The 13,540-nt window shown below is 41.6% G+C and carries 11 protein-coding genes; 5 read left to right on the top strand and 6 right to left on the bottom strand.

Annotated features, from left to right (window positions below):
* Positions 1 to 85: 85 nt before the first annotated feature.
* The 3 genes from VA249_RS08335 to VA249_RS08325 all read right to left on the bottom strand — a co-directional run bounded on the left by VA249_RS08335 (position 86) and on the right by VA249_RS08325 (position 2,734).
* Complete coding sequence (locus VA249_RS08335) at positions 86 to 598, bottom strand: hypothetical protein (RefSeq protein ID WP_128810705.1); 513 nt, start codon at positions 596 to 598, stop codon at positions 86 to 88.
* 208 nt (positions 599 to 806) lie between these two features.
* The gene (locus VA249_RS08330; RefSeq protein ID WP_128810706.1) at positions 807 to 1,712 is read right to left on the bottom strand and encodes a LysO family transporter; all 906 of its coding nucleotides are present in this window, start codon (positions 1,710 to 1,712) and stop codon (positions 807 to 809) included.
* A gap of 101 nt (positions 1,713 to 1,813) precedes the next feature.
* Positions 1,814 to 2,734, bottom strand: coding sequence for an HDOD domain-containing protein (locus VA249_RS08325; RefSeq protein ID WP_221067658.1), 921 nt, complete (start codon positions 2,732 to 2,734; stop codon positions 1,814 to 1,816).
* 358 nt (positions 2,735 to 3,092) lie between these two features.
* On the opposite strand from VA249_RS08325, the gene VA249_RS08320 reads away from it, so the two are divergent.
* Positions 3,093 to 3,680, top strand: coding sequence for a TfoX/Sxy family DNA transformation protein (locus tag VA249_RS08320; RefSeq protein ID WP_221067657.1), 588 nt, complete (start codon positions 3,093 to 3,095; stop codon positions 3,678 to 3,680).
* A gap of 261 nt (positions 3,681 to 3,941) precedes the next feature.
* On the opposite strand, the gene VA249_RS08315 is transcribed toward VA249_RS08320, so the two are convergent.
* The 3 genes from VA249_RS08315 to VA249_RS08305 all read right to left on the bottom strand — a co-directional run bounded on the left by VA249_RS08315 (position 3,942) and on the right by VA249_RS08305 (position 7,209).
* Positions 3,942 to 4,490 carry a hypothetical protein gene (locus VA249_RS08315; protein ID WP_221069903.1) on the bottom strand — a complete coding sequence of 183 codons (549 nt, stop codon included), beginning with the start codon at positions 4,488 to 4,490 and terminating at the stop codon, positions 3,942 to 3,944.
* A 284-nt stretch (positions 4,491 to 4,774) separates the two neighbouring features.
* On the bottom strand, positions 4,775 to 5,272 hold the full coding sequence (locus VA249_RS08310; protein WP_221067656.1) for a response regulator: 498 nt from the start codon (positions 5,270 to 5,272) through the stop codon (positions 4,775 to 4,777).
* Positions 5,269 to 7,209, bottom strand: a complete 1,941-nt coding sequence (locus tag VA249_RS08305) for an ATP-binding protein (protein ID WP_221067655.1) — start codon at positions 7,207 to 7,209, stop codon at positions 5,269 to 5,271. The genes VA249_RS08310 and VA249_RS08305 overlap by 4 nt, the downstream gene beginning before the upstream one ends.
* 186 nt (positions 7,210 to 7,395) lie before the next feature.
* Here VA249_RS08305 and VA249_RS08300 point away from each other — a divergent pair, with 186 nt between their 5' ends.
* The 4 genes from VA249_RS08300 (at position 7,396) to VA249_RS08285 (ending at position 13,358) form a co-directional block, all read left to right on the top strand.
* Positions 7,396 to 8,658 (top strand): DUF945 family protein, encoded by a 1,263-nt coding sequence (locus tag VA249_RS08300; protein WP_221067654.1) that lies wholly within the window; start codon positions 7,396 to 7,398, stop codon positions 8,656 to 8,658.
* A gap of 221 nt (positions 8,659 to 8,879) precedes the next feature.
* Positions 8,880 to 9,974 carry a 3-phosphoserine/phosphohydroxythreonine transaminase gene (gene serC / locus VA249_RS08295; protein WP_221067653.1) on the top strand — a complete coding sequence of 365 codons (1,095 nt, stop codon included), beginning with the start codon at positions 8,880 to 8,882 and terminating at the stop codon, positions 9,972 to 9,974.
* Positions 9,975 to 10,281: 307 nt separating this feature from the next.
* A complete protein-coding gene (locus VA249_RS08290) occupies positions 10,282 to 11,427 on the top strand; it encodes a sugar ABC transporter substrate-binding protein (RefSeq protein WP_221069901.1) in 1,146 nt (381 codons plus the stop codon).
* On the top strand, positions 11,424 to 13,358 hold the full coding sequence (locus VA249_RS08285) for a sensor domain-containing diguanylate cyclase (protein WP_221067652.1): 1,935 nt from the start codon (positions 11,424 to 11,426) through the stop codon (positions 13,356 to 13,358). The genes VA249_RS08290 and VA249_RS08285 overlap by 4 nt, the downstream gene beginning before the upstream one ends.
* Positions 13,359 to 13,540 lie beyond the last annotated feature (182 nt).

Genomic DNA, 13,540 nt, shown 5'->3' with positions numbered 1-13,540 from the left:
GGCACAATCTAAACCAAAACGGGCGCAAAGTCCCGTTTTAATTATTGAAACCCATATTGCCAGAATGAAATACACTATCGTGCGGTTATTGGCATTTTAGTTGCTCAATCTTAGCAATGGATTGGTTGTACGAGTTTAAAGCGGTATCGATCTGTTTTGGATGGCTTAGCAAATCGGCGAATGCTGAGCGCAGTTCGTAGTTTTTCGGGTGGTTAGTCGACTGGCGATCGCTGAACGTTTTCTTTGCAACTTCACCTAGTTTGTCATCACGTGTCGCCAATTGCTTTACATCGTGTTGTTCAAGCTTTAGCCAAGCTTCAACTGGTTGCTCTGTTGCTACTCGGTTGGGTTCATTTTTTAAGAAGTAGTGCACGGCTTCACGGTTTAACTCAAAGTGATGTTTGCGCCCGTCTAGAAACCATTGACCAACTTCTTTCAGGTCTGGGTATTGAGAGACAGTTAAATCAACTAAATCTTGATACCACTGTAGGGAAGCATCAACGTAACCATCATATTTATTTGCGAGGCACTGCTGATCAGCAGCAAAAGTGAAAGTTGAGCTTGTAGCGAGGAGCGCTGCAACGACAAAGCGTTTCATTATTATTCCTTTTAGTTTTATCCGTTTTAACACTAATGCGAACGATACTTTATTTTCAATTGTGAGTGATACCCAAGTCGCGTTTAGATTGAAACCAATAGTTTGAAACCAATGGCTTGAAACCAATCGCTTGAGACATTTGGCTAGAGGCAGTTTGGGTATGATTGTTTTCCATATTGTAATAGATGTTAAAACTTATTCCTGAGATCTAGCTAGCAAGTGATACAAAGAAAAGCATCAATACAGGTACGAGCAGGCTAAGAATAAAGCCACTAACAATGGCAACGGGCACACACCGTACACCACCCGTGGTTTGAATGACTGGAAGAGTAAAGTCCATCGCCGTTGCGCCGGCATAACCAATTGCAGTGCAAGGGTAACGTTGAATTAGCAAAGGAATGGCCACAAGAGCCAGTAACTCTCGCATGAGTTCAATAAGGAATGATGCGCCACCAAAAATTGGCCCAAACGCATCACCCATTAAAATGCCAGCAAGTGAGTACCAACCAAAGCCTGAAGACATCGCAAGGGCTTGATAAAGCGGAATGTCCAAAATGGCTGCTGCAATGACCCCACCTAGCATACAAGTCACAATAATAAGGGCGGCAATCGCCATACCTTGCTTATTCAAGAGAATTTGCTTTAACGTCAGGCCACTATTTCGAAGTTGAATGCCAATGAAAAACAGTAGCAAAAACAAAATCCATTCGCTTGCAGTATCCACCCAGGACAGACCAATGGGTAATAATAGTCCCGCGGCCAAACCACCCCCAACAACCACGACAAGTTTTATTGACTCTAGCGCCATAGAAGAAAGTGGTAGTTTTTTAGAATTGTGATCCGTTTGAAGAGGGATTAATTTGTCGATAATCGGCAAGGCTAATAAGTTACATATACTCAAGCAAAAGAAAAAGGTACCAGCGTAAAGCAAGATCGTCTGTAAGTTCGTCCCTAAGTTATCAAGAGCGGCTAAGCTTAACCCCATTAATGATAAAATGACGTAAATCAGATAGGAGGTAGAACGGTTGATTTTCTCGAGAACAGAAGCACGAGAAATTGGTATTAAATACCCCACAACAAGTGGGGCAAATATAAATAGCATCCCTGAAAACATAAGACTCAGAAATTCCTTTGTGAGATAACCGCACTATTTCAGTATTTATTAGTAAATCGAATCTAATAAGTGAAAGAGCCTACGGAACGATTGTTTGTTGATTAAAGACCACTCGCTACGAGTACATCGCTAATTTTACGCTGAAAATCGACATTACTCATGTTACTCAAGTCATAGAGTATTTCTGCGCCAGTTACATTAAACTCAACGTCATGATCTTCAATACGTTCATCTTGATTACGGAACATCAGTAAGTGGTTGGCAATTCTCGCGATATCCAAATAACTGACTTCAGGGCGTACATCAAGGTACTTTTCATTAGAAGATACTTCTCTGAAATCATTATCAAAGCCCCAACTTTCCAAAACCAGTTTACTGGTTGCTGAACAGCGAGTCTGGAAAATTTGTAATGCGATGTCTGCGTCCAAGTAATTACCTCTGTCCAGATAGAGGTGGTATTCATTGATTAAGCAGAAAAGGCCAATATCCGCCAATAGGCCAACTAACAGCGCTTTTTCTTGTTCAAGGTGACCGTACGTTGAAGGTTCATGCTTTCGAAACTCTTGAACCACCATGACCATGGTTGCGCCCAACTCTCGAGAAACGGCCGCACTCTTCATCAAAATGAGATTACAGTCTTTAGACAGGTTGACAGAATGTTTCAACTGTTCAATGGCTTGTGCGGTAACAATGTCTCGCACTCGCAGGATACCTAAACGAGAAACCGCAGTACTTAAGTCGGTACAGGTAATGTTGCGACGATTGAAAATAACGGAATTTGCCACACGAATGACGACCGCAGCTAAACCTGGGTCTTCAAGCAATGCGTTGGCCACATCAATAATAGTGGTGTTTTCTTCAGTGCATAGCTTTTGAATCTTTAAAACGACATCGGGGATCGGAGGTAGCGAGATTTTTCCAGTAGAAATTGACTGTTCTACCAGTTGTGCAAACTCTGATTCCAGTGCTTTTATAAGCTTGTCTTTATTATTTGGCAGCCAAAAAAATGATAAGTGTTCCATTTATATTATAGTGCTTAAGAACTTTTAGACAGTTTACCCTTACAACGAGTTACTTATCAATCAAATGAGAGGGTTATCGTTATATTTGCTTTATTCGATGTTTGATTCTTGACGTCGTATTCGTCAAAAAAATAGCACTAGCAATTAATTTATGTGAAACTAATCACAGATATAGCAACTCCTGTTTGTCTTATGTGACGCAGATCCTAACTTATTTTTTATCGTTAAGTATGATTAGGAAAGTTGGTGAGCACAAATCACAAAAATATCGCCAACATAATAACATTTTATTCGCTACAAGCTGCTGTATATCTGGCGACTCGCTAATCGGGGTAATTTATTCAGATTAAAGAGGTCAATGGAAATGACAGACCAAGCTTTTTTTATGTATGTAAGCAGTTTTACTAAGTTTCAAAAACGTTCTATGTTTGGTGGGATTGGGCTATTTAGCAATGATGCCATGTTTGCTTTAGTGAGTAATGATAGCTGTTACTTGCGTGGTGGAGATGGGCTTGATGAAGAGTTTATTCGACTAAATTGTGAAAAGTATAAGCACGTCAAGAAGCAAACCACGGCAACCGTTAATTACTATGAAGTGACAGAGCTATTTGAATCTGGTTATGCGGGCTTAGATGAATTATTAAATAGATCCATCGAGTGTTCAGTGAAAGAGCGCAAGTATCAACGTTCTCTCGCAAGTAGACGTCTGCGCGATCTCCCAAACATGCAGCTTACTTTAGAGCGTATGGTTAAAAAAGCGGGCATTGATGATGTTGAAATGTTCTTAGAATTAGGGCCCGTTGAAACGTTTAACAAAGTAAAAGCTGCTTATGGTAGCGATGTTGACGTGAAACTGCTTTGGAAGTTTGCTGGCGCAGTTGATGGCGTTCACTGGAAACTGATTCAAGAACCTCGTAAAAAACAGCTCCTTGCTATGTGTGAGTAGTTTAGTGATTACGTCACCTATTTTTAGCTAATGAAAAACTTGCGATATAGGTGTTGGTACAGAATAACGTTAGTAATGACTCATTCGAATGAAGTTCGCGAGTCATAATATACAAAGTGTTGGAAAGTTAAAAGGAAGTTAACGTTTTTGACCGCTTCATGGCGACTGTCATTACAACGCAAAAGTTATAAAAAAAACCGAGGTTTTGCCTCGGTTTTTTTGATCGTATAAAGGTTCTAGAAATAAAACTTAGATTCTGGCTTAGAACTTAAAGCGTGTAGTGAACATAAGTTGATCACCGTAGAAATCATTAATACGAGCTTCAGCACCTAGAGAGAATAGCTCTGTTGAGTGGAAACGTGCGTAAGCTGAGCCCATCCAGTCGTCATCGTTGTCGATAGAAACGTAGCCAACTTTGCCGCCCACTTCAAGTTGAGGACCAAGCCACTGGCGAACACCTAGGTTCAGTTCCATGCCCACATCAGCACTGCTAGAAGATGATGGTTGAACGACGCGCATTAGCATTGCACCTGTTAGGTCTGCCCAGTTGTTGACTGGAGAATGGAAACCAAAACCTGCAGCAGAGTCGAAATCACCGTCGAACTCAGAGTCGATGCGAGCAATAATGTGTGCGTTTGGGTGAATAGATTTGCTAAAGCCAGCACCGAATGTCACTGGGCTTGCACCAATACGTGCTTCGAAATAGTCGTAGCTAAAATTGCTCATAGTTGCAGGTGAGTTGTAATCGTCTGCAGCTAGAGCGTGGTTTGATGCCATAAGTAGAGCCGCGGCTAATAGTGTTTTACGCATAACTAACGATAAACCTTGTTCAATTTTTCCGTGGGCGCAAGTCATTCCAATCGCTGAAAACAACGAGTCATGTTAGCTTGTTATTACGCTAACGATGAACACGGGGCTACTTTGATTGGTATAAGCACTTGAACCGTAATCTGATTTGTTCGACATCATAATAAAAACGGTGGTCTACGACCAACAAAAATGTGTCGATGTTTTGTCAATTGACTCAATTGTGCCAACTAAACAGCAAAAAACGCGCCATCTCAACTCGACATGGCGCGTTTTTTAGATTTTTCTTACTCACCGAAACTGGCTCGCCTCTCTGACATGGCATTCAAAATGGCTTCTGAATCGAGAATTGCTGTCCAAGAGAGTAAGTTATCATCGTTTTCTATCATGAAAGCAGTCAGTTGCGAGATGATTGCTGAGCGAAGTGTTTCGCCATGCCATGGTTTAGCAATGTAATAGTCGAGGCTAGCATGGTTAACGGCTTCAACCGTGTCTTCAAGGCCAGCTTGTCCAGTTAATAATACTTTGCGTGCCGATTTAGTGTCGTTATTTTGACTCAATTCAATCAAGAAGCTGATACCAGTTTGTTCTGGCATGATGTGATCACACAAAATCAGTGCTAATTTGATGCCTTCTTCCGCCATTTCTTCGATCACCTGTTTGGCTTCTGTGACGGATTCTGCTCCTTCAACGATGAAGTTGTCTTCAAATGGCATCAGATCTTGAAGGACACTATCTAAGACTTCTCTTTCGTCATCTACGCACAATATTAGATACTTAGTCATGCTTGATCTCCTTCTTGAGTAATAGGTAACCAGACTGTCATGCACGTGAATTGGTTGAGTTCTGACTCAACGTCTATCCATCCTCGATGACTGGTTACAATTTGTTGGCAGATAGAAAGCCCAATGCCTAGGCCAAAATTGCCTTCTTTTTTCGTTGTATAGTTGAGCTCAAAAATTGCTTTTTTCTGTGACTCTGGGATCCCACTGCCGTTGTCGCGGAAAGAAATGACGGCGTAGGTCTGTTGGTGTCTTGTGACCAGTTTTGACTGGATAGTCAGTATCCCTCGTTCAGGAAAAGCATCAATCGCATTCGATATGAGGTTGGTCCAAACCTGTTGCAGTGCGATGGGTTGGCACAATGTCTTCGGCAGATCTGCGTATTCTGTTCTGACCGTGTGCAATTTGAGCTTGTTTTCAAAAATCACTAATGTGTCTTCAATGCCTTCATGGAGATCGGCAAAATGCAACGTCTCGTCATCTGAGCGAGCGTAGCCTTTGAGGCTTTTTACCATATCGGCAATTCGAGCCGCACAAACGTTAATCGAGCGAAGCGAAGAACCGACTTGATGATATTGCTCAAATGTAGTGAGCATATCGAGTGACTGATGTTTTTGTTGTTTGATCTGTTCAACAAGCGCTTGATCCGTCTCTAAGCCTAAGTTAACTATTTTTTTGGCCAACGCTCGTTCAGGTAATATATGGCAAAGTTGTTTTACACGATCTCTTAACTCGGAAGTGGAGGCCGGTTTGGCCGTTCGTGCTCGATTTAGTAGTGCGACACCTTGATCTTGTATTTCGTGACTTGGGTGTATTGTTAAGAGTTGTTCAAGAGTTTGGGTGAGGTTTTCAACGCCTCGTAATATGGCGGCAATTGGGTTATTTAGCTCATGCGCGACGCCTGCAACAAGTTGGCCGAGCATAGCCATTTTCTCACGCTCAATCAATTGCTGATGGGCCGACTCTAATGATTCTAAGGTTTTTTGCAGTTGCAGTTTTGTATTGATGCTGCGTTGAAGGCGACGATTGAAATGTCGCAAAAGCAGGTTGGTAAAAAGAGGCAGCAAGTTTGAATCGCTTTGCATGACTTTGCGAAATACATTTCTATCTAACTTGATGACTTCGGTTTGAGTCAGGGTTAATGCGGTAGAAAAGGAGTGTTCTCCGGTGACAAATGACATACTACCAACAATGTTACCTTTCGAATGACGGACGACTTCACGCTGCATACCAAGTTCATCGCGTTTATATAAGGCGACTTCACCGCTGGTAATAAACCACAAAAAACTATTGGGTTCGCCCTCAATGGTCAGCAAGTGCTCTGGAGAGTATGTGCGACAAGCGGTTGTATCCTTGTTTTGCTCGAAAAAATCCTGCAGTGCATTAATGACTTGTTCTGCCAGCGCGGAATCAGACAGGGCATGATAGTCATTTAAAAAACCGGCCTGAAAATTACTCATTTGGTTTTCAATATGAGCTCGGAGCAATTTATGTTGGTCAAGGATTTGGCTGTAATTAAGTAGCTCGTCTTTGTCATGGCGTAATACGAATTGTGTGAGCTCTTTTTGTGCCGTATTGAACAAGACATTATCAGGAAGTGGCTTGGTTAAACAGTGATCAAGACGTCCCTCATTGACGGCAGTGAGGATTGCGTCAATATCCGATGAGCAGCTGATTAATATCTTGCGGGCTTGTTCAGTGTGCGGTTTGCGATCGAGACCAATCAGAAAATCAACACCGTTAAATTGTGCGTGATGGCTTGCGATCACGAGCGCGACGGTTTGCTCTTTTTCTTCTAAGTATTCAAGAGCGTGTTGGGCTTCTTCAATTGACTCCACAGAGAGGATGTCAAATTTACTTGAAAACGCAGACAACTCTAACCGAAATTGCTCGGCACTGATGGGGTTGTTGTCGAGGCACAATACGGCGTAACGGTTCACTGGCGTTGAGGCTCCGGTAATATACTTGCGTTGTTCACCATAGCAATTTTGGCATACTCTGGTTGAGAGCTAGGTTTTATTCTGAACTTGTTTGAATAGTTAACCGTCAATACTCTGATTTATCTCAATGTTTTAACCTCGCAGGGTTTAGGTTAGACTGAGTACAAATACTTAAAAAGTGACGTTATGGAAAATTTAAGAAAAATTGGAGCGATTGGCGGTGCTGTCGCGTTGGCTCTTTGTTGGCCACTTGCTGTTGGGCAAATCGGACAATCCATTATTGAAGATGGTATTGCGAATATGAACGACGACATGTTTAAAAGTGAAATCGTTCAATATGACCGAGGCTACCTTTCTTCCGTTGTGCATACGCGCTACACCGTTATCGACCCGGTATTGAAAACGGAGTTAGAAAGAGATGGTCTGGCGACGACATTTGATGTAACGAGCCAAGTTTCACATGGTTTGACGAGTCTAAGTGCGGATTCAGAGTTGGTCGACAATGACATGTTACCTCTAACAATGCATAGTCAAACCCAACTGAATGGGAATACAGAATTTACCGTGAATTTGGACAGTTGGAATTACCAAAATGAAGCGCAAGGCGTTTCGGTATCAACCAGTCCAATGGAAGTGACGGGAGATATTACTGTACTAGGGGATCTCAATTACGCGGTTTCTATCCCATCCGTTCAGGTCGATTTTGATAATGGTGAAGAAATATTCCTCAATAAACTGACCGGTCATGGAAAAGGAAAACAGGCTAAAGGTTACTGGCTCGGTGAGCAAACATTTTCACTGCAAAAGTTGGACGTATTAGATGCATCACTTACTCCTATTTTTGTCATTGAGAACGCAAGCTATAGCGGAGTGACAAAACTAGATGAAGCTGGAGAGAAGTTAAACAGTAACCTCAATCTCGGCGCCCAAAAAATGCATTTAACCGATGGCACGATTGTGGATGACTTTAAGCTGGATTTCTCGATTGCAGATGTTGATAGCCAATCATTCGACCAGATTATGTCGATTTACCAAAGCTCTACAATGCTGGATACACAAGAAATTGAAAGCTTGTTGCCTTACATCGATACTTTATTCAGTCAAGGTTTTAACTTATCGGTTAATGAACTCTCTCTTGCGTTTGGCGAAGGCAAGTTTCGAAATGAGTGGCAACTTTCTGTACCTCAAGGAACCGATAATATTACACAGGATCCGATGAAGTTAATGATGGCGACAACGGGGTCATTGAGCACTTACTTCTCAGATGAACTTGTCGAACAGTACCCATTTATTCAAGAGGGTATCGATGAGTTAATGGTGATGGAGCTGATTGAGAAAAAAGACAATGGCTATGAGCTAAAAGCGCAAATTTCTGATGGAAAACTGAAGTTTGAAAATGGTCAAGAGTTTCCGCTGATCACCTTGCTGATGCCAGCTTTGATGCAATAGAAAGTGATAACGAAGTAACAATGACTCGGCTCATTCGTTTTTGAGAACATTATTTGATATTGTTTGATAATTGCAATGTGGGCGAACGTTATTTTTATACAAAATGAGTTTTTATCTTTTTCAGTTCAAAAAGAGGTCGTAAGACCTCTTTTCTTGTTTTTCTCCCCGCGAAAACGTGATATTAATTTCGTAATCTTTACTTAGCAGGAGCAATGAGCATCATGGAACAAAATACGGATAACGTATTTAACTTCAGTGCAGGGCCGGCAGGTCTGCCAAAAGCAGTCATGCAGCAAGCACAAAAGGAGCTAATTAACTGGCAAGGCCTTGGTACTTCAGTGATGGAAATCAGTCACCGAAGCAAAGAGTTCATCAAAGTTGCAGAGGAAGCTGAGCAAGATCTTCGCGATCTGTTAAGCATCCCTGACAATTACAAAGTGCTATTTTGCCAAGGTGGTGCTCGTGCTCAATTTGCAGCGGTTCCGCTTAACCTACTGGGTGATGCTAAAACAGCGACTTACATTGATGCTGGTTACTGGGCAGAGAGCGCAGTAGAAGAAGCACAAAAGTACTGTGAACCCGACGTATTTGATGCAAAAACAACGATTGATGGAAAAATCGCGGTGTTGCCAGCCTCAGAGTGGAAAATACTACCTGACGCGGCTTACGTTCATTTTTGTCCAAACGAAACCATTGATGGCATTGAAATCAATGAGTTGCCTATTACAGATAAACCAATCGTCGCCGATATGTCTTCTACGATTCTATCTCGTGAAATTGATGTATCAAAATACGGGGTAATTTATGCTGGAGCGCAAAAGAACATTGGTCCATCAGGCATAGCAATTGCCATTGTACGTGATGATCTACTTGGCCTAGCCAAAAAGGTATTACCGAGTATTTTGGATTACAAAGTGTTGGCAGAAAAAGAATCCATGTTTAATACGCCACCGACGTTCGCCTGGTATTTGTCTGGTTTAGTTTTCAAATGGCTAAAAGGACAGGGCGGAGTTAAAGCTATTGAGCAAGTTAACCGCGATAAAGCGCAATTGCTATATGAGTACATCGATCAATCAGATTTTTACCGAAATGAAGTGCACTCGGGTAACCGTTCATTGATGAATGTGCCATTCCAACTTGCGAAACCAGAGCTAGATGGTGTTTTCTTAGAACTTGCAGACGCAAAAGGTTTGAAATCATTAAAAGGTCATCGTGCGGTTGGTGGTATGCGAGCTTCAATCTACAATGCAATGCCAATTGAAGGCGTACAAGCACTGGTTGATTTTATGCGAGAATTTGAACAGCAATACGCTTAATCATTCGCTATGATATACTTCGTTAAAGCGTCGCAATTGCGGCGCTTTTTTGTGTGTATTTTTACTAATGCTTGTTTTACTAACCGTTATAGCGACAAAAATTTTTGTTACCGATGCTCGGCGCAATTGATGATTGTTGTTAGTGAGAGATATAGCGCTCAACTTATTCGGTTAAGTGGAAGTTCGGTTAAGTGGAAGCATACGCACAATTTCATTGAGTCTCTTTTGAATACGCGATTTAGGTTCGCTATTTTTGTCCCATCACCAACTACCGAGAATTCTAGTGAGACAACTCTGCCTAATATTTATGTTTTGCTTCTCTTCATTGGCCTTTACTCAAGAGATTCAAGTATGGAGTGGTATTGAGTATTCAACCGTTGCTGAAATCAAAGAGCGCTTTGAGGCCGAGACCGGTAACACGCTCACTATTAGGGAGTTCGATGTCAATAATATTCGCTCAGAACTTTTATTGGCAAAGCAGACAAGCATTACTGTGCCTGATGTAATTTGGGTCCCATCCGACTTTCTTGGCTTACATGATTATTTTGATTTGGCAGAGATCCCACTAAATTGGATAGATGAACAGGAAATTGAGCCCAAAGCGCTGGAGTTGGTGACCGTTGGAGATGCCATTTATGGGGTACCGCTTGGTTTAGGTAATCATTTAGTTTTGTATGTGAATACCAAACTGACGGATGATCTTTATCCGACTTGGGAGAGATTGCGCAGTTTGGCTGAGAAAGGACAGATTTCATTGGCGATGCAATATCCCAATATGTACTTCTTGATGTCATTTATACCGATGTTTTCGGATCAGCGTTTTGAACCTGTTACCACCTTTGATACGGACACATTGGCAGCAGCCCTAACGTTTTATGGGCGGTTACTTAAAGATGGGGTGCTTAAAGGTCGTTATACGCAAGAACAAGCTCGTGCTCAATTTGTGAATGGGGAAGTGCCTTATCTGATCGATGGGGATTGGGCGTTAGGCGAGCTAAGGATGCATTTTTCCGATGAGTTGAAGATAAGCCGTTTGCCAACGTATAACAATCATCATATGCACTCTCTAAGCGGGGGGAAAGTGTTAGCGTTTAATGCGCAAGCGATGCTCGTTCCTGAAAAACGAAAAGCGATGAAAACGTTAGCAATGATTGTTCAAAAGCCTGATTTTATTGAAGACGTTATCATAAACCAGAATCTGATTTCGACCAATCAAACGATTAATCGCAAGTGGTATGACAAAACTCATTCCTATTACAGTGACCTTTACCGAGAGTTGTCGCCATCTTATGTAATGCCAAGTTCGGTGGAAATGGCGGTGACATGGGAAGCATTAATACGCGGCTATAAAAGATACAGTGCAGGCATGCCCGCAGAAGAGGCGGCAAAGTTCGTCATTGAGTTCATTAATGAGCATTCTGAGCGTATTCACAGTAGTAGGAAATCATCATGATAAGTTTACGTAATATTTTAACGTTGATTGTTGTGATGGGCTCTTTGTTACCGGCGTATTGGGTCGGAACGACGATGATCGACAAACACCAAGACGATCTCTTAGTTCAAAAAGAGCTTAAGTTAGAAAACAGCACCAAAGGTATTCAGAAAAGTATAAAAGAAGATCTCACGTTTATTACTAACTTAACCAGTTGGTATTCGAAAGATCGTTTGCTGGTTCAAGGGATGGAAAACGTGCTTTATTCCAGCATTATCTGGCAGATGATTGAAACCTTTGAAGAGTTAGCAACCAATGTCAGCACGACTTACATTGTGGATAAAAATTGGCAGCCGATGTATGAAAGCAATGGTTCTGTTTATCATTTGGAGAAAAGTCGGTTATTAAAAAAAATTCGTGCGGCTGCATCCGTTTATAAACAAGGAAAGATGTTGCATACCACTTATTTTGACGAGGGGCTGGTACTAAAAGGAGGACAGAACGGTATTGCATTAGTGAGCCCTTTGTTGCCTTACACGCTGCTTCCTGAATCTGAATATGAGCCTCAAGGCTATATTGTGGTTTTGATCTCTTATCAAAACCTTATCCAGATATCTCAGCCATTTTTGTATAAGCAAGAAAGTGTTGATTTCCATTATGGGGATGTCAGCAATACAAAAGGAGATGGGGATCGCCACCTTTCCACGGTAGAGATACCAAATGGTCATTTTGTTGAGCCGCTTGAAATTTCTATGATTCATTCCGTTTCTAACGTAGTACGTGATCAGGAATTGAAGCAATCTAAACAACAACTGAATAATATCATCATAGCGACGTTAATCGTGACTTTGTGCATTGCCATATTGGCGAGTCGTTGGCTAACCCAACCAATTCGACAAATGGAGGAGGTGGTGCGCAGCTTTAAGGATAACGAGCGTCCCGATCTGCAAGCAAAAAGAATTCAGTTTAAAGAATTTAGACAGTTGATGAACTTGCTTGATTCGATGTGGCTACAAATCACCAATTATGTTGAAGAGCTAGAAGTTCGTAACCAAGCTCTGCATAAAGCAAACCAAAGAGTGCAAGAGACGAATGCTCAGTTAGAAAACTTTAATCAAGAACTGGAGCATTGTGTTGGTGAGCAGACGGCGGAATTACGAACTAACTTAGCCAGAGAAGAAGCCCATAAAGCCCATTTAATGACGTTAATTAATTTTACAACGAGTCATGCAGGGGTTGGTTATCATGCAATTCCGGATTTGATCAATTCAGGCCTACTTCGACTGTTCCCTCATTCAGATATGAGTTTTAGCTTTCTAAGGCCTAAAGGAAACCGTATTAAAACCATGTGTTCTTCTCATGGTGAAGTCTTAGGCTATTTTGATTATGGCTCTTATAAGATGAATGATGAAGAGCGACTCCTACTCGAGTTGTTCAAAAAACAGTTGTATTCCTGGTTGGAGCTTGAGGATTTCGCTCGTAGAGATAAGTTATCTAAGTGCTTTAACCGTAAAGCGTTTGATGAAGATTATGAATTTGCTTGTCAATCTGTTGCACAGAATCGTTGGGATTCGATGGCAATGATTATTATCGATATTAATGGCTTAAAAACGCTCAATGATACGTATGGTCATGACCAGGGCGATATCCTCATTATGAAATCAACGCGCCTTATTCGCAGTATCTTGGGTGATGGTCATTCTTTGTATCGAATTGGGGGTGATGAGTTTGCGGTGATTGCACAAAATCATGGTAAGCAAGAGCTTGAATCACTCGTAGCGGCGCTAGATTCAGTGCAGCAAGATCAATGGATTGAATTTTCTGAGAACCATCGCTATCCAGTTAAATTTTCTGTCGGTGGTGAAACAAGTGAAGTGGCATCACTAAATTGCTTGATATCAATGGCCGATGAAGCGATGTACCGTAAGAAAAGAGAATTTTATTCCGTGTAGTACGTTACTTTGCAAAGTGTGTTCTTTTGACTAGATCACGACGCTGCATCGTACATTAGTTTTGTACGAACAATGACGGAATCGAATGAGACAAAATGTAAACGGCCAGCGTAGGTTTTCTTACTTCTGGCCGTTTTTATTAGAGATGTTCGTTCATGGAATCTCAACTAACTTAAATTGTG

Source organism: Vibrio alfacsensis (assembly GCF_019670485.1).
In the GTDB taxonomy this organism is placed as follows: Bacteria; Pseudomonadota; Gammaproteobacteria; order Enterobacterales; family Vibrionaceae; genus Vibrio; species Vibrio alfacsensis.
The sequence above is the reverse complement of the archived record's forward strand: the minus strand, read 5'-3'. Positions and strand labels throughout refer to the sequence as shown.